The following is a 16,359-nucleotide window of genomic DNA, read 5'->3' as shown; positions in this document are numbered from 1 at the left end:
GCTCGCCCCGTCAGGCCCGGGCCATCGCCGCGCGCTCGGCGACATCCAGGCGGCGCTCTATCGCCGACGACAGCCCCGTGTGGCGGCTGAGGGCCGGATCCTCCTCGAGGATCCGCTCCGCCTCGTCGCGCGCGAGACCGATGAGTGCCGCGTCATCGACGACCCGCAGCAGGCGCAACGACGATCGGGCGCCGGACTGCAGGTCGCCCAGCACGTCGCCCTCCCCGCGCAGCTCCAGATCGATCTCGGCGAGCTCGAAGCCGTCGGAGACGCGCGCCACCGCCTCCACCCGGGAGCGAGCGGGCGACCCGCCCGCGGCCTCCGTCACGAGCAGACAGAGGCCTGCGACGCTGCCCCGGCCCACCCTCCCGCGCAGCTGGTGGAGTTGCGAGACCCCGAAGCGGTCGGAATCGAGCACGACCATCGTCGACGCGTTCGGCACGTCCACGCCGACCTCGATGACGGTCGTCGCGACGAGCACATCGATCTGCCCCGCGGCGAAGGAGCGCATGATCGCATCCTTCTCCTCCCCGGGCATCCGGCCGTGCAGGGTCGCGACGCGGATCGAGCCGAAGAGAGGATGCCGGCCGAGCAGGTCCGCTGCCTGCACGACGCCCCACCGCGGCTTCGCCGGTGCGCCCTCCGCGACCGGCGCGTCGGCCGCGTCGGCATCGTCGTCCCGTGCGGCCGCCGTCGAGGCCGTCGGATCGATCGCGGGGCACACGACGAACGCCTGGTGCCCCTTGCCGACCTCTTCCGCGACGCGCGCCCAGACGCGATCGAACCATCCCGGCTTCTCGGCGACCGGCGCGACGAAGGTCTCGATGCCGGCGCGCCCCGTGGGCATCGACCGGATCGTCGACACATCGAGGTCGCCGAACACGGTCATCGCGACGGTGCGCGGGATGGGCGTGGCCGTGAGGACGAGGGCATGAGGACTCGTCCCCTTGGCCCGCAGCGCCTCGCGCTGCTCGACGCCGAACCGGTGCTGCTCGTCGATGACGACCAGCCCGAGATCGGCGAACGTCGTCTTGTCGCTCAGGAGCGCGTGAGTGCCGACGACGATGAGCGCCTGCCCCGACGCGACGCGGAGCGCGGCCTTGCGTCGCTCCGCGGTGCCCTGCTGGCCCGTGAGCAGGGTCGGCATCAGAGCGGGGGCGAGGTCGGGCCCGAGCATGCGGGCGATCGATCGGAGATGCTGGCCCGCGAGCACCTCGGTGGGGGCGATGAGCGCGGACTGCCCCCCGGACTCGGCCACCTGCAGCATCGCGCGCAGGGCGACGAGCGTCTTGCCCGATCCCACCTCGCCCTGCACCAGGCGGTTCATCGGCCACGGGGTCGTGAGATCTGCCGAGATCTGATCGCCGACGCTGATCTGGTCGGTCGTTCGTTCGAAGGGAAGGGCGGCGTCGAAACGGTCGAGCAGGCCCCCGGACTCGCTGGCACGGGTGGTCGCGGAGAGCGCCCGCACGAACTGACGCTGCTGCAGCAGCGCCGTCTGCAGGACGAGCGCCTCGTGCATCCGCAGCGTGCGGCGGGCGGCATCGACGTCCGCGTCGGTCTCGGGACGATGGATGCCGCGCAGCGCATCGGCGAACGGGAGCAGCTGCATCCGCTCTCGCATCTCGCCGACGAGGGGGTCGTCCAGACCTCCGAGCGAGTCGAGCCCGAGATCGACCGCCTGCGAGATCTTCCAGCTCGGCAGGGACGAGGTCGCGGGGTAGATGGGGATCATCGCGTTGGAGAACGCCGCGGTCGTGCGCAGCGTGTTCTCGACATCGCCGTCGAAGAGCACGTAGTCGGGGTGCGCGAACTGCCGGCCGCTCTTGTACTGCCCGACCTTCCCGGAGAAGATCCCCCGGCGACCGGGGCGCAGCTCGGACATCCGCCACTGCTGATTGAAGAAAGTCAACGACACCTCGCTGAGACCGTCGCCGATCACGACCTCGAGCAGCGAACCGCGCCGCTGCCGCATCGCCCGCTCGCTCACCCTGCGGATCTCCGCGACGATCGTGACGTTCTCGCCCAGCGGTAGCGAGTCGATGGGCGTGAGGTCGCCGCGGCGCGCGTACCGGCGCGGATAGTGCGAGAGCAGATCGCCGACCGTCTGCATCTGGAAGGCTCGGCCGAGAGCCGCCGCCGTCTTTCCGCCCACGACGCCGTCCAGGCGCGATTCGAGGCTGAGCGAGGGCACGACCCGAGTCTAGGGTCGGCCTCCGACGCTGCGGGAAGGCGTCGCCTCGCTATCGTGAGGGTGTGACACGCATCATCGCCGGACGCGCCGGATCGCTGCCGCTGGCGGTTCCCGCCGCGGGAACGCGACCCACGAGCGACCGGGTGCGCGAGTCGCTGTTCGCGGGACTCGAGTCGGCGGATGCGATCGAGGACGCGCGGGTGCTCGACCTCTACGCCGGATCGGGCGCGCTCGGCCTCGAGGCGCTCAGCCGCGGCGCGGCATCCGTCGATCTCGTGGAGAAGGCGTCGTCCGCAGCGGCCGTCGCCGAGCGCAACGCGCGGCGGGTCGCGGCTGCGGTCGGCTCGGGCGACGCGCGCGTGCACCGCATGTCCGCCGAGGCGTTCCTGCGCTCCACGTCGGCCACGTGGGACCTGGTGTTCCTCGACCCGCCCTACGACCACACCGATGCGGCACTCACCGACGCGCTCGCGGCGCTCGTGCCCCACCTCGGCGCTCGCGCCACGGTCATCCTCGAACGGTCGCGGCGCTCCCCCGCGCCCGCACTTCCCGAGGGCCTGCAGCACCGCAGGGAGAGGCGCTACGGCGACACCACGCTGTGGTGGGTCTCCGTCGCATCCTGACCGCGGTCAGCCCGAGCGCCCATCCCAGTCACGATAGGGGTCCCATCCGCCGTCGGCGGCCGCTCCGTCGACGTTGACCGCCGGCCCGTCGGCGCGCGCGGGCACGGCGCGACCGATTGCGCGGAATCCCTCCGGCAGTTCCCGCCCGTCCGGGAAGGTCGCCAGCAGGCCGTGATCCTCGCCCCCCGACACCGCCCAGGCGCGGTGCGGGCCGAGCGCCGCCCCGTCGATGTCGAACGAGACGCCGGATGCCGCCGCCATGCGCGCCGCGTCGCGGGCCAGACCGTCGGAGACGTCCATCATGGCGGTCGCGCCCGCATCCGCGGCGACGGGACCGAGGGCGACGGGCGGCAGCGGACGCAGCTGCGCATCGAGCGCTCGGGCGTCGTCGGGCACGAGCCCGGACCGGTCGACCGGGACAGGCCTCCCGTCGGCGTCACGGAAACGGTCGAAGAGCACCGAGAGGCCGCGGGCGGCCTGCCCCGCCTCCCCCGCCAGGGCGAGCACGTCCCCCGCACGGGCCCCGTCCCGCCGAACCGCTTCCCTCTCCTCGAGCTCGCCGAGCGCCGTCACCGCGATGGTGAGCGTGGGCGAGACCGTGAGGTCGCCGCCCACCACCTCGCACCCCGGCGCGAGGCGGTCGCACGCGTCGCGGAGCCCGTCGGCGAGGTCCAGCACGAACGACAGCCGCGTCTCGGCAGGCAGCGCGAGCGCCACGAGGAGCGCCGTGGGACGCGCGCCCATCGCCGCGACGTCGGCGAGGTTCACGGCGGCGGATTTCCACCCGAGGTCGTACCCGCTCGACCACGCGAGACGGAAGTCGGGGCCCTCGACGAGCGTGTCGGTGGTCGCGACGACCCGGCCCGCCATCGCGAGCACGGCGGCATCGTCCCCGGGGCCGACGAGAGCGCGAGAGCCCCCCAGACGCTCGAGGATGCCGCGGAGGATGATCGCTTCGGACAGCTCGCCCACACGCGGGTCCTCCGGCAGCACGCTCATCCCCCCACGGTAGCCTGGTCGGGTGCTCCGCCCCCGCTCCCGCCTCGCCGCCGCGACGGGGCTGTTCTCGCTCGCGGCGTTCGCCCTCGCCGGCTGCAGCGCCGTGGTCTCGCTCGAGCCTGCCGCGAACGCGGACGATCCCCTCTGCGCCGAGGTGTCGGTGCGGTACCCGGACGAGCTCGCGGGACAGGCTCGCGTCTGGACCGATGCGCAGGCCACGGCATCCTGGGGCTCCCCGACCGCCGTCGTGGTCAGCTGCGGCGTGGAACCTCCCGGTCCCACGACGCTGCCGTGTCAGACGGTCGGCTCGGTGGACTGGATCATCGACGACTCCGACGCCCCGCGCTACCTCGTCACGAGCTTCGGGCGCACGCCGGCCGTGCAGGTGTACCTCGACAACGAGGCCGTCTCGAGCCTCGACGTGCTCGACGCGCTCTCGCCGGCGGTCTCGCGGCTGCCCGTCGACGGGCGCTGCACGGAGCGTCCCGCGGGCGAGTGAGGCCTCAGGCCGCGCGCCCGAGGGCCGTGTCGAGGAGCTCGGAGATCAGCTCGGGATAGCTCATCCCCGACGCGATCCAGCACTTCGGGAACATCGAGATCGGGGTGAAGCCCGGCATCGTGTTGAGCTCGTTGACGACGAGGCCGTCGGCGGTCAGGAAGAAGTCCACCCGCGCGAGCCCGCGCCCATCGACCGCCTCGAACGCCCGCACGCCCATGTCGCGGATGCGGTCGGTGGATGCCGCGTCGACGTCGGCGGGACACACGACCTCCACCCCGTCGCCACCCAGGTACTTGCCCTCGAAGTCGTAGAACTCCCGCGTCGTCAGCACGATCTCGCCCGGAAGAGAGGCACGGACGACACCGTCGCTGCCCTCGAGGATCGCCACCTCGACCTCGCGCCCGGAGATCCCCTGCTCGACGAGGACCTTCTCGTCCTCGGCGAAGGCCACGCGCAGCGCCTCGTCGAGCTCGTCGATCGTGTGCACCTTCGACACCCCCACGCTGGAGCCGGCGCGCGCGGGCTTGACGAACAGCGGCATCCCGAGGCCCGCGGCATCGCTCCGCACGGCGCCGGGGTCGGCGCGCCAGGAACGCTCGCGCACGGTGACCCACGGGGCGACGGGCACGCCGGATGCCTCGAGGGCGACCTTCATGAAGTGCTTGTCCATGCACAGCGCCGAGTCGATCACGCCGGCACCGGCGTACGGGATGCCGAGGGTGTCGAGGAAGCCCTGCACCGTTCCGTCCTCACCGTGCACGCCGTGCAGGATCGGGAGCACGACGTCGACGGACCCGAGCTCCTCGACCTCGCCGTCGGCGCGTCGGACGCGGAGGGACCGGTCCTGCCCGCCCTCCGGCCACAGAATCCGCGTGCCGTTGTCGGTCACCTCGGGCAGCCGCGCCGCGTCGAGGGCGAAACGGTCGGGATCGTCCGCCTCGAGCACGAAGACTCCGTCGCGGGTGATGCCGATGGGGATCACCCGGAAACGGTCACGGTCGATCGCCCGAAGCACTCCCCCCGCCGTGGCGGAGCTGATCGAGTGCTCGCTCGAGCGCCCTCCGAAGAGCACCGCCACGACCTGTCGTTCCATTCTGGGTCCTCTCCCCCTGCGGGGTGTCATCGTCGGTGGTCAGGTGCGGGGCGATGTCGCGAGGATCCATCGTGCCGTCCAGCACGCGCTTGACCTGCTCGACGATGGGCATCTCCACCCCGGCCCCGCGGGCCAGCTGCAGGATCGGCGCGACCGAGGCCAGGCCCTCCGCGGTCTGCTGCATCTGCTTCACGACGTTCTGGAAGCTGTAGCCCTGGCCGAGAAGCCGGCCGGCCGTGTTGTTGCGCGACAGCGGCGACTGGCACGTCGCGATCAGGTCTCCGAGCCCCGCGAGCCCCTGCAGGGTCTCGGGCTGGGCGCCGAAGGCGACCGCGAAGTCGGTCATCTCGACGAGTCCCCGCGTGATGATCGACGCCTTCGTGTTCTCGCCGTACCCGACGCCGTCGACGATGCCGATGGCGACCGCGATGAGGTTCTTCAGCACGCCGCCGAACTCGGTTCCGGTGACGTCGGTGTTGACGAAGGAGCGGAAGTACCGGTTGCGCGCCCGGCGGGCGACGGCCTCCGCGGTCTCCAGGCTGAGCGAGGAGATGACGGCGGCGGTGGGCTGCTCACGGGCGATCTCGAGCGCGAGGTTCGGTCCGGACGCCACCGCGATGCGGGCCGGGTCGCAGTCCAGGCCCTGCTCGATCACCTGGCTCATGCGCAGGCCGGTGCGTTGTTCGACGCCCTTCATGAGGCTCACGATGGGCACGTCGCTCGTGGAAAGGAGTGGCCGGAGCGCGGTGAGGTTCTGACGCACCGCCTGGCTCGGGATCGACAGGTAGACCTGTTCGGCACCCTCGAGCGCCTCCGACAGGTGCGGCGTGGCGGTCATGGCGCGCGGCAGGTTCACGCCGGGGAGGTATTGACTGTTGCGCTTGGCCTCGGCGATCTCGTGCGCGAGCTCGGGGCGACGCGCCCACATCGTCACGTGCGCACCCCCGTCCGCGAGGATCTTGCCGAACGTCGTGCCCCAGCTGCCGGCGCCGATCACCGCGACGCGCGGAGCCTCGTTGCCCCTACGACTCAAAGCGGCCCGTCTCCTTCTGCGCGTGCTCCGCGGGATTCCACCGCTCGGCGGGGGGCGTCTCCTGCCGGAGGGAGGCCAGCAGCGCGGTGATCGCGTCCATGATCCGGGTCGTCGCCCCGGTGAGGGTCGCGGGCTGCGATCCCGTCGCCCGGAGGTCGGACAGATCGACGGGATCTCCGATCACCAGGCGCACGTGCTTGCGCGGCGGCCACAGGTCGATCTTCTTGCTGTAGCGGCCCATGATCTGCTGCGTGCCCCAGTGCGCGACGGGGATGACGGGCAGGCCGCCCGCGAGGGCGAGACGAGCCGCCCCCGTCTTTCCCCGCATCGGCCACAGGTCGGGATCGCGCGTCAGCGTCCCCTCGGGATACACGATGACGCCCCGCCCGTCGCCGACCAGTCGGCGCGAGGCCTCGATCGTCTGCGCCGCCCCCGAGGCGGTGGAGGCGCGGGCCACCGGGACCATTCCCGTCGCGCGCAGCGCCCAGCCCAGCACGGGGACCCGGAAGAGGCTCTCCTTCGCCATGAAACGCGGCGCGCGCCCGAGGCGCCACACCGCGACCGCGACGATGAGCGGATCGATCTCGCTGTAGTGATTGGGCGCGAGCACGTACGCGCCCTTGCGGGGGAGCTTCTCGCCGCCGACGATCTCGATCCGAGCGAGGAGCCCGACCACCGGCACGACGATGCCGGCGAGCACCCAGAAGATGCTGGGGCGGGTCTTCTCGCGCGAGGCGCGGGGGCGCGCGCTCATCCGACGACGTCGAAGTCGGCGCCCAGGCCGGTCAGCTTGTCGAAGAACTTCTCGTATCCGCGGCTGATGATGCCGACGTTGCGCACGGTGGACGTGCCCTCCGCGGTGAGGGCGGCGATGACGTGGCTGTACCCGCCCCGCAGGTCAGGCACGGTGATGTCGGCTCCGGTGAGCGGCGTCGGGCCCGTGATGACGGCGGCCTGCTCGAGGGTGCGGCGCGGCACGCGGCGCACCCCGTCCTGCAGGCCGTGCGGGTGCACGGCGATCTTGGCGCCCATCTTGTTCAGCGCATCGGTGAAGCCGAAGCGGTTCTCGTAGACGGTCTCGTGCACGATCGACTCGCCCGTGGCCTGCGTGAGCGCGACGATGAGCGGCTGCTGCCAGTCGGTCATGAAGCCGGGGTGCACGTCGGTCTCGACGACGACGGGGCGCAGGTCGCCCCCGCGCCGGAACAGGATGCCGTCCTCGCGCACGTCGAACCAGCCCCCGCTCTTGCGGAAGATGTTCAGGAACGTGAGCATCTCCTGCTGCTTGGCGCCTCCGACGAAGATCTCGCCGTCGGTCGCGAGCGCGGCGCTGGCCCAGCTCGCGGCCTCGTTGCGGTCGAAGATCGCACGGTGCTCGTACCCGCGCAGGTCGTCGACGCCCTCGATGAGGATGACGCGGTTCGGCTCGTAGGAGATGATCGCGCCCATCTTCTGCAGCACGGCGATCAGGTCCATGATCTCCGGCTCGATGGCGGCGTTCTTCAGCTCCGTGACGCCCCTGGAGCGCACGGCCGTCAGCAGCACCTGTTCCGTGGCTCCCACGCTCGGGTACGGCAGGTGGATGTTCGCACCGTGCAGACCGCCCGGCGCCGACAGGCGGATGCCGCTCGGGAGCTTCTCGACGACGGCGCCGAACTTGCGCAGGGCGTCGAGGTGGAAGTCGATCGGCCGGTCGCCGATGCGGCATCCGCCGAGGTCGGGGATGAAGGCCTGGCCGAGGCGGTGCAGGAGCGGGCCGCAGAACAGGATCGGAATGCGCGAGGCCCCCGCGTGCGCGTCGATCTCCTCCATGTGGGCGGACTCGACGTCGCGGGGATCGAGCACGAGGCTGCCCTCGGCATCCCCGTCCTGCACCCGCACGCCGTGAACCTCCAGCAGCGAGCGCACGACCGCGACATCGCTGATGTCGGGGACGTCGTGCAGGATGCTGGCGGTGTCGCCGAGCAGCGAGGCGACCATGGCCTTCGTGACGAGGTTCTTCGCGCCCTTGACGTCGACCGTCCCGGAGAGCGGCTGCCCGCCCCGGATCTGAAGCGTCTCCCCCGACCCTCCCTTCCGACCGCCCAGCGCCACGGAGTCGTTCAGGAGTGTCGTCATGCGGTGGGCCTCACGTTAGGGGAAGGGGCGGCACCGGTAGGGTGCGTGGCCTCCAGGATTCGCGTCGCGCCTCGTAAGCTGCGATCTTGTCTTCGTTCCTGAGGGTGAGCCCGATGTCGTCGAGTCCCTCCAGGAGCCGCCACCTAGTGTAATCGTCGATGTCGAATGCGACCCGGACATCGGCGACCGACACCTCGCGCGCCTCCAGGTCCACCGTCATCCGCGCGCCCGGCTCGGCCTCCAGCGCCGACCAGATTCGCTCCAGGTCCGCCTCCGGCACCACGGCGGCGAGCAGGCCCTGCTTGCCCGCGTTGCCGCGGAAGATGTCGGCGAAGCGCGAGCTGAGCACGACCCGGAACCCGTAGTCGCGCAGCGCCCACACGGCGTGCTCCCGACTCGAGCCGGTGCCGAAGTCGGGGCCGGCGACGAGGATGCTCGCCCCCGCGTACGCCGGCTGGTTCAGCACGAAGTCGGGATCCTGGCGCCAGTTGGCGAACAGGGCGTCCTCGAAGCCCGTCTTGGTGACCCGCTTGAGGTAGACGGCGGGGATGATCTGGTCGGTGTCGACGGCCGACCGGCGCAGGGGCATCGCGACACCCGTGTGCGTGGTGAACTTCTCCATGCTCAGGCCTCCGCCCCGGTCGTGGCCGCCACAGCGTCGGCCGGCTCGAGGTCGCTCGGGCTCGAAAGCGTGCCCCGGATGGCGGTGGCCGCGGCCACGAGCGGGGAGACGAGGTGCGTGCGCCCGCCCTTGCCCTGCCGGCCCTCGAAGTTGCGGTTGCTCGTCGACGCGCACCGCTCGCCGGGGGCGAGCTGGTCGGGGTTCATCCCGAGGCACATCGAGCAGCCGGCGAAGCGCCATTCCGCACCGAAGTCGACGAAGACCTTGTCCAGGCCCTCGGCCTCGGCCTCGAGGCGCACGCGCGCCGATCCGGGGACGACCATGACACGCACCCCTTCGGCCTTCGTGCGGCCCCGGATGATCGATGCGAACGCGCGCAGGTCCTCGATCCGGCTGTTGGTGCACGAGCCCATGAAGACGGCGTCGACGGCGACGTCCTTCATCGCGGTGCCCGGCTCGAGGTCCATGTACTCGAGCGCGCGCTCGGCGGCGCGGCGCTCGTTGGGATCGGTCATCGCCGCGGGGTCGGGCACGGAGTCCGAGAGGGACACGCCCTGGCCGGGGTTGGTCCCCCACGTGACGAAGGGCTCGAGCTCGTTCGCGTCGAGGAAGACCTCCGCGTCGTAGACGGCGCCCTCGTCGGAGGGCAGCGTGCGCCAGTAGGCGACGGCATCCTCCCAATCCTTGCCCTGGGGGGCGTGCGGCTTGTCCTTCACGTAGGCGAAGGTCGTCTCGTCGGGCGCGACCATGCCGGCGCGCGCGCCCGCCTCGATCGACATGTTGCAGATCGTCATCCGCCCCTCCATCGAGAGGGAGCGGATCGCGCTGCCGCGGTACTCGAGCACGTAGCCCTGGCCGCCGTTCGTGCCGATCTTGGCGATGACGGCGAGGATGATGTCCTTCGCCGTGACGCCGGGCTTGAGCTCGCCCTCGACCGTGATGGCCATCGTCTTGAAGGGCTTGAGCGGCAGGGTCTGGGTCGCCATGACGTGCTCGACCTCGCTCGTGCCGATGCCGAAGGCCATCGCGCCGAACGCGCCGTGGGTGCTCGTGTGCGAGTCTCCGCAGACGACGGTGATCCCCGGCATCGTCAGGCCCAGCTGCGGGCCTACGACGTGCACGATGCCCTGCTCCTTGTCGCCCAGCGAGTGGATGCGCACGCCGAACTCCTCGGCGTTGCGGCGCAGGGTCTCGATCTGGGTGCGGCTCGTGAGATCGGCGATCGGCTTGTCGATCTCGAGCGTCGGGGTGTTGTGGTCCTCGGTCGCGATCGTCAGGTCGAGACGCCGCAGCGGGCGGCCCTCGGTGCGCAGTCCGTCGAATGCCTGCGGGCTGGTCACCTCGTGCACGAGGTGCAGGTCGATGTAGATGAGGTCGGGCTGGCCGTCCTCGCCCTTGACGACGAGGTGGTCGTCCCAGACCTTCTCGGCGAGGGTGCGCGGTCGATCGGGGATCGTGATGTCGGACGCGTGGGTCTGCGGTGTGCTCATGCTCAGTGGTTTCTCTCCTGTGAGGGGATCAAGCCCGCGACGAACTCCGCGACGAGTGAGGCCTGGGAACTAGGACTCGTCGCGGCCGCTAAGGAGAAGGCGAGCGATCCGCACGGCCCCAGGGTATCACCGCGGCGGCACACCCCTCCCCGGCCGGGGCCCGCCCCCTCTCCCGGCCGTTGCGCACCCTCCTCTCCCGGCGAGGACCGACGCGAGTCGGGGCTCCTCCCCCTCGGAGGTGGCTGACCGATCTCCCCCCGACTGCGGGCCACTCGTCGGGGTCCGGCCCGGCGGGCGCGATGATCCGGCAATGCCCGAACCTCACCCCCTGCCTCCGGCCCTGCGGGGCGCACCCTTCACGACGCGGAGCGCGCGGGATCACGGCGTCGCGGCATCCCGTCTCCGCCGGCGCGACCTCGCCGCACCCTTCCGCGGCGTGCGCCGTGCCATCGGAGACGAGGGATGGATGGCGGACGTGCGCGCCTACGCCGCGCTCATGCCCCCGCACGCCGTGCTCTCGCACGCCACGGCCGCACGACTGCTCGGCATCCCGCTGCCCACCCGGCTCGAGGACGACCCGCGCGTCCACGTCACCGCGCTCGGCGGACGGGCGCCGCGCGGGCCGGGAGTGGCCGGTCACACGACGACACGGATGCCGGAGGTGAGGGCGCTCGGGATGCTGCGCGTCACCTCGCCCGCGCGCACGTGGGCCGACCTCAGCGCACTACTCTCTCTCGACGAACTCGTCATCGCGGGCGATCGCCTGCGGGGACTCCCGTCTCCGCTGGCCACCGCCGATGACCTCGTCGACGCCGTGCACCGGCACGCGGGTCGGCGCGGCAGGGCTGCGCTCGGGACGGCTCTCGACTTCGTGCGCCCGGGCTCGCGGTCGCCCCGCGAGACGCGGGCGATGAGCGACGCCGAGGTGGTCGCCCGCACCCGTCGAGCGCTGCGCTCACGAGGCTGGCTCTCCTGACGAACGGCCGCGACACGCCGCGACCACACGGCCCGATGCGGCGTGTCGCGACCGTTCGGCACGGGGACGCGACGCCTCGCGGGCCGACGCCTCAGCTGCGGGCGTCGGGCTTGGCGTCGGATGCCGGGGGCTGCTCGACGGTGGCGGGAGTGCCCTTCTCGACCGCGACGCTCGCAGCCGCCTCGTCCTCGCCGTCGGCGCGGCGCTCGCGGGCCGAGGCCGAGAGGCTCGCGATCGTCGCGACCGCCATCGAGAGCACGATGACGGCGAGCGACACCCACGTCGAGATGACCGGCACCCACTCGATGTGCTCACCCCCGTTGATGAAGGGCAGCTCGTTCTCATGCAGCGCGTGCAGGATGAGCTTCACGCCGATGAAGGCGAGGATGAACGCGATGCCGTAGTGCAGATAGCGCAGGCGGTCGAGCAGGTCGCCGAGGAGGAAGTACAGCTGGCGCAGCCCCATCAGCGCGAAGACGTTGGCGGTGAAGACGATGAAGGCGCTCTGCGTGATGCCGAAGATCGCGGGGATCGAGTCGATCGCGAAGAGCAGGTCGGTGACCCCGATCGCCGCGAAGACGATGATCATCGGCGTGAACATCTTCCTGCCGTCCACGACCGTGCGCAGCTTCGAGCCGTCGTACTCGTCGTGGATGTCTATGCCCCGGCGAAGCAGGCGGAGGAGGAAGTTCTCCTGCTTGACGTCGGAGTCGTGGTCGCCACCCGGGAAGGCCTGCTTGACGGCGGTGTAGATCAGGAACGCGCCGAAGAGATAGAAGATCGGGCTGAAGTGCTCGATGACCGCCGCACCCACCAGGATGAACAGGCCGCGCAGGACGAGCGCGATGATGATGCCGACCATCAGCACCTCCTGCTGATACCGCCGCGGCACCGAGAACTGGCTCATGATCAGCACGAAGACGAAGAGGTTGTCGATCGACAGGCTGTACTCCGTCAGCCATCCCGCCACGAACTGCCCCGCGACCTCTCCCCCCGCGAAGAACCACATGACACCCGCGAAGATCAGGGCGAGAGTGACGTAGAAGACGACCCACAGGGTCGACTCCTTCGTGGAGGGGATGTGCGGCCGCTTGAGGATGATCAGCAGGTCTGCCACGAGGATCAGCGTCACCGCGACGAGCGAGCCGATCTGGAACCAGACGGGAAGGACGAGGTCCATGCACGGCCTTTCGCGGCGGGAGGAAGAGGGGAAAGCCGAAGACGGGACGGGCTGTCGACGCAGCGCCTGTCGAGCGGCGACGAGTCTACGCCGCCCGTCCCTCCGCAGACGATGCGACGGATCTGAGACGATCCGCCCTGGCTCGACACTGACAGGGTGAGAGATGATGACGGCGAGCCGGGGCGACCCGGGCGATGAAGGGACCAGCGCGTGGCGGAGGCGGCGATGCACGACGAAGCCACGCTGGTCGCGCAGGCGGCGGCGGGCAGCGACTTCGCCTTCCGCACGCTCTATCGCGCGCACGTGCGCCCCGTGTACTGGGTCGCCTATGGCGTGCTCGGCGACGCGGGAGAGGCGGAGGATGCCGCTCAGGAGACGTTCGTGACCGCGTGGCGCAAGCTCTCGGGCCTGCAGCTGCGGGGCACGTCGATGCTGCCGTGGCTCGTCACCATCTGCCGCTTCCACTGCGCCAACAGGCTGCGCGCCCGCCGCGCAACGGAACCGCTCGAGCACGCCGAACAGCTGCCGGCCACGGTGGATGTCGAGAAGCAGGTGATCGACGCCGAGTACGCCCGGCGCATCCTGGCCGAGATCGAACAGCTCGACCCCCTCGACCGTGACATCTTCCTGCTGTGTGCGACGGAGGGCTACGGCTACGACGCCGCCGCCGGCGCGCTCGGAGTCACGCACGGCACGGTGCGCAATCGTCTCTCTCGTATCCGATCGCGCGTGCGCACATCCCTGGGAGAGACCTGATGAGCACCCCGACCCCGACCCTGCCGCCGCTGACCGAGGCGACGATCGACCGCATCGAGGCGCGTGTCATGGATGCCGCGCAGCACGATCGCGCGAGCAGGCGCCGCCGGCGGCGCACCGCCTGGGCGGTTGCGGCCTCCGCGGCGGCCGTGCTCGTCGTCGCCGCCGTCATCTCGCCCGCTGTCGTCGGCGGCATCGGAGGCGCCGCTTCGGACGAGGCGGGCGTGATCGCCACCGACGGCGCGTTCGAGCCGGCTCCCGGGGGCGCGCTCCCCGGTGACGCGGCACCCGAGTCGGTCGACGGGTCGATCATCGCCGGGCAGGGTTCCGCGGGGGACGCGTCGGCTTCCCAGAGCGCGCCCGACCGCGAGCTGATCGCCTCCGGATCCATGCGTGTGCTCGTGGGAGATGTGGATGCCGCGGCCGAGGCCATCGCCGAGGACGCGCAGGCCCGCGGGGGGTACGTCGAAAGCCTCAACGTCGGCCGCACCGATCTCGTCGTCGACCCCGCGACGGGGACGTCGATGCCCGCGCCGGTCGACGGTGCGTGGATCACCGTGCGCGTGCCCGCCGACGAGCTTCCGGCCGCAATGGCGGCGGCCGGCGCACGCGGGGAGGTGACCTCCTCGAGCGTGTCGCGGGTCGACGTCACGGAGCAGGCCCAGGATCTGCGCGCACGCCTGGCCGCGGCCGAGGCATCCGTCGCGCGCCTGACCGAGCTCATGGCCCAGAGCGGATCGGTGGCCGACCTGATCGCGGCCGAGACCGCGCTCGCGGAGAGGCAGGCGGAACTGGAGTCGTACCGCCAGCAGCTCGAGCAGCTCGAGGAGCAGGTGGAGCTGTCGTCGCTGACGGTCGAGCTCGCGGTGGAGCGGACGGAGGTCAGGGCCGATCCGGCGGGGTTCGGCGATGGTCTCGTCACCGGCTGGAACAGCATGATCGCCGCCCTCAACGGCTTCGTCGTCGCCCTCGGGTTCCTGCTGCCCTGGCTCGCGGTCATCGCCCTGGCGGCCGCTCTCGTCTGGGGCGTGCGGGCGCTGGTGCGGCGGCGCCGCGCGTCGCAGCAGCGCCCGCGCGACGACGCCTAAGCGGTGGCGGTGGCGTCCTTGCGCGGCAGGACCCAGCCCGCGCGCGGGAAGTGGCACGTGTAGCCGTTGGGGTAGCGCAACAGGTAGTCCTGGTGCTCCGGCTCGGCCTCCCAGAAGGGACCGGCCTCCTCGATCGTCGTGACGGCCTTGCCCGGCCGCAGGCCCGAGGCATCCACGTCCAGGATGGTCTCCCGCGCGACGCGCTCCTGCTCGGGGGTGAGCGGGAAGATCGCCGAGCGGTAGCTCGTGCCGATGTCGTTGCCCTGCCGGTTCAGCGTCGTCGGGTCGTGGATCTGGAAGAAGAAGGCCAGGATGTCGCGGTAGGTCGTCGCCTCCGGGTCGAAGACGATCTCCACCGCTTCGGCATGACCGGGGTGGTTGCGGTAGGTCGCGTGGGCGTTCTCTCCCCCGGTGTAGCCGACCCGCGTGCCGAGCACGCCGGGCTGGCGCCGGATCAGGTCTTCCATGCCCCAGAAGCATCCGCCGGCGAGGACCGCCGTCTCGGTTCCGGGGGTGCGGGTGATGCTGCCGTCGTCGGTCATGGGGTGAGCGTACCTCTCTGTCCGGGGTGCGGGCTCGGTGTGCCCGACGGGGACAACGGTCTGCGCGGCATCCGTGTTCCCGATCTACCCGAGGTGCGCCGATCCCCTGCGGGCATCGCGCCCGCAGGAGTGATCGGAGTCAGCCGCCCGAGGGGTTCTCGACGGGCTTGCCGTCGCCGTCGAGCGTCGTGTCGGGCTCCTCGGGGGCGCCACCCGACGTCGTGTCGGCTTCGGCGTCCCCGCCCGGGGTGCCCTCGGTGTTGTGGATGTCGGACGTGTCGCGATCGGTCATCGCTGCCTCCTCCTCCGGCCGGGCCGGGTCGTCGTGCCGGGAACGCTACGCGCCTGGCTGCGCTCGCCCGCCCCCATTGACATCCGCGCCTGCGCACGGCACGCTTGCGCGCTCGTGCGGGGCGCCGGGCATTTCAGAGCGGAAGCTCGCGCGAGCGATCCCAGTCCTCGGTCCATCCGAGCGCGTCGAACAGCCCGTCCAGCAGCATGCCGGTGAATCCCCACACCAGTCGGCCGTCGCGGCCGTGCGGCACGAGGAATCCCGGGCCGCGGAACTCCCGACCGCCGCGCCGGATCACGGTCACCCCGCGATTGGCGGGATCGAGCAGGTCGGCGACGGGCATCCGGAACACGTCCGCCGACTCCGCCTCGTCGACGACCCCGACGGGAGAGGGATGCCGCCACCAGGCGAGCACGGGCGTCACGACATGACCGGAGAATGCCAGCGAGACGCGCTCCAGCTCGCCGAGCACCTCCACCCCCGCGGCGTCGACGCCGGTCTCCTCCTCGGCCTCGCGCACGGCGGCGGCCACCGCGCCCTCGTCTCCCGGATCCACCCTTCCCCCGGGGAAGGCGATCTGACCGGGGTGCGAGCGCAGTGTCGCGGCGCGGGCCAGCAGCAGCACGTCGAGGTCGCGGGACACGGCCCGGGCCTGGGCCTCGTGATCGCTCGGCAGGCGGTCGAGCACCCCGAAGAGCATCAGCACGGCCGCGGGTCGCACGCCGGCCCCGGGCAGAGGACCGAACCGCTGGGCCAGGGCCCCTCCGGCGCCCCGCGCCGCGAACGCCGCCAGCTGCGCCCGGGCGCTCCGAGACGAGGAGGAAGCGGGCACCCGCCCAGCGTACGCCCCGCCT

General features: G+C 71.6%; 17 protein-coding genes. 5 read left to right on the top strand and 12 right to left on the bottom strand.

Going from position 1 to position 16,359, the window contains the following annotated elements; genetic code table 11:
* Window positions 1–10: 10 nt before the first annotated feature.
* A complete protein-coding gene (locus tag ACIGCK_RS10705) occupies window positions 11–2,194 on the bottom strand; it encodes an ATP-dependent DNA helicase RecG (RefSeq protein ID WP_396666001.1) in 2,184 nt (727 codons plus the stop codon).
* Between the two features lie 62 nt (window positions 2,195–2,256).
* Here ACIGCK_RS10705 and rsmD point away from each other — a divergent pair, with 62 nt between their 5' ends.
* Window positions 2,257–2,817 (top strand): 16S rRNA (guanine(966)-N(2))-methyltransferase RsmD, encoded by a 561-nt coding sequence (rsmD, locus tag ACIGCK_RS10700; protein WP_396665999.1) that lies wholly within the window; start codon window positions 2,257–2,259, stop codon window positions 2,815–2,817.
* A 6-nt stretch (window positions 2,818–2,823) separates the two neighbouring features.
* On the opposite strand, the gene thiL is transcribed toward rsmD, so the two are convergent.
* Window positions 2,824–3,816, bottom strand: coding sequence for a thiamine-phosphate kinase (gene thiL / locus ACIGCK_RS10695; protein WP_396665997.1), 993 nt, complete (start codon window positions 3,814–3,816; stop codon window positions 2,824–2,826).
* A gap of 22 nt (window positions 3,817–3,838) precedes the next feature.
* On the opposite strand from thiL, the gene ACIGCK_RS10690 reads away from it, so the two are divergent.
* Window positions 3,839–4,315: a DUF3515 family protein gene (locus tag ACIGCK_RS10690; protein WP_396665996.1), complete on the top strand. Its 477-nt coding sequence runs from the start codon at window positions 3,839–3,841 to the stop codon at window positions 4,313–4,315.
* A gap of 4 nt (window positions 4,316–4,319) precedes the next feature.
* Here the strand turns inward: ACIGCK_RS10690 and ACIGCK_RS10685 are convergent, their stop codons facing one another.
* From ACIGCK_RS10685 to leuC, 6 genes are read right to left on the bottom strand one after another with little or no spacing between them, the layout of a single operon-like run.
* Window positions 4,320–5,408: a D-alanine--D-alanine ligase family protein gene (locus tag ACIGCK_RS10685; RefSeq protein ID WP_396665994.1), complete on the bottom strand. Its 1,089-nt coding sequence runs from the start codon at window positions 5,406–5,408 to the stop codon at window positions 4,320–4,322.
* Window positions 5,308–6,405 (bottom strand): NAD(P)H-dependent glycerol-3-phosphate dehydrogenase, encoded by a 1,098-nt coding sequence (locus ACIGCK_RS10680; RefSeq protein ID WP_396665993.1) that lies wholly within the window; start codon window positions 6,403–6,405, stop codon window positions 5,308–5,310. The genes ACIGCK_RS10685 and ACIGCK_RS10680 overlap by 101 nt, the downstream gene beginning before the upstream one ends.
* Before the next feature lie 25 nt (window positions 6,406–6,430).
* Window positions 6,431–7,195: a lysophospholipid acyltransferase family protein gene (locus ACIGCK_RS10675; protein WP_396665991.1), complete on the bottom strand. Its 765-nt coding sequence runs from the start codon at window positions 7,193–7,195 to the stop codon at window positions 6,431–6,433.
* The gene (gene murA, locus ACIGCK_RS10670; protein ID WP_396665989.1) at window positions 7,192–8,559 is read right to left on the bottom strand and encodes a UDP-N-acetylglucosamine 1-carboxyvinyltransferase; all 1,368 of its coding nucleotides are present in this window, start codon (window positions 8,557–8,559) and stop codon (window positions 7,192–7,194) included. Before murA ends, ACIGCK_RS10675 begins: the two co-directional genes overlap by 4 nt.
* Window positions 8,560–8,569: 10 nt before the next feature.
* Window positions 8,570–9,181, bottom strand: a complete 612-nt coding sequence (leuD, locus tag ACIGCK_RS10665; RefSeq protein WP_396665988.1) for a 3-isopropylmalate dehydratase small subunit — start codon at window positions 9,179–9,181, stop codon at window positions 8,570–8,572.
* A 2-nt stretch (window positions 9,182–9,183) separates the two neighbouring features.
* Entirely contained in the window at window positions 9,184–10,671 is a 1,488-nt protein-coding gene (gene leuC / locus ACIGCK_RS10660) for a 3-isopropylmalate dehydratase large subunit (RefSeq protein ID WP_330171593.1), read from the bottom strand.
* A 310-nt stretch (window positions 10,672–10,981) separates the two neighbouring features.
* Between leuC and ACIGCK_RS10655 the strand changes: the two genes are divergently transcribed.
* A complete protein-coding gene (locus ACIGCK_RS10655; protein WP_396665986.1) occupies window positions 10,982–11,647 on the top strand; it encodes a hypothetical protein in 666 nt (221 codons plus the stop codon).
* Window positions 11,648–11,738: 91 nt separating this feature from the next.
* On the opposite strand, the gene ACIGCK_RS10650 is transcribed toward ACIGCK_RS10655, so the two are convergent.
* Entirely contained in the window at window positions 11,739–12,827 is a 1,089-nt protein-coding gene (locus tag ACIGCK_RS10650; protein WP_396665985.1) for a TerC family protein, read from the bottom strand.
* A 225-nt stretch (window positions 12,828–13,052) separates the two neighbouring features.
* Between ACIGCK_RS10650 and ACIGCK_RS10645 the strand changes: the two genes are divergently transcribed.
* A complete protein-coding gene (locus ACIGCK_RS10645) occupies window positions 13,053–13,583 on the top strand; it encodes an RNA polymerase sigma factor (RefSeq protein ID WP_396665983.1) in 531 nt (176 codons plus the stop codon).
* Window positions 13,583–14,671 (top strand): DUF4349 domain-containing protein, encoded by a 1,089-nt coding sequence (locus ACIGCK_RS10640; protein ID WP_396665981.1) that lies wholly within the window; start codon window positions 13,583–13,585, stop codon window positions 14,669–14,671. The genes ACIGCK_RS10645 and ACIGCK_RS10640 overlap by 1 nt, the downstream gene beginning before the upstream one ends.
* Here ACIGCK_RS10640 and msrA read toward each other — a convergent pair.
* The 3 genes from msrA to ACIGCK_RS10625 all read right to left on the bottom strand — a co-directional run bounded on the left by msrA (window position 14,668) and on the right by ACIGCK_RS10625 (window position 16,337).
* Window positions 14,668–15,213, bottom strand: coding sequence for a peptide-methionine (S)-S-oxide reductase MsrA (gene msrA / locus ACIGCK_RS10635; protein WP_396665979.1), 546 nt, complete (start codon window positions 15,211–15,213; stop codon window positions 14,668–14,670). The two genes, ACIGCK_RS10640 and msrA, sit on opposite strands and share 4 nt — an antisense overlap.
* 139 nt (window positions 15,214–15,352) lie before the next feature.
* Window positions 15,353–15,505: a hypothetical protein gene (locus ACIGCK_RS10630; RefSeq protein ID WP_396665977.1), complete on the bottom strand. Its 153-nt coding sequence runs from the start codon at window positions 15,503–15,505 to the stop codon at window positions 15,353–15,355.
* A 133-nt stretch (window positions 15,506–15,638) separates the two neighbouring features.
* Complete coding sequence (locus ACIGCK_RS10625; protein ID WP_396665975.1) at window positions 15,639–16,337, bottom strand: NUDIX hydrolase; 699 nt, start codon at window positions 16,335–16,337, stop codon at window positions 15,639–15,641.
* Window positions 16,338–16,359: the final 22 nt, after the last annotated feature.

Source organism: Microbacterium sp. NPDC078428 (assembly GCF_044542535.1).
Taxonomy (GTDB): Bacteria; Actinomycetota; Actinomycetes; order Actinomycetales; family Microbacteriaceae; genus Microbacterium; species Microbacterium limosum.
The sequence above is the reverse complement of the archived record's forward strand: the minus strand, read 5'-3'. Positions and strand labels throughout refer to the sequence as shown.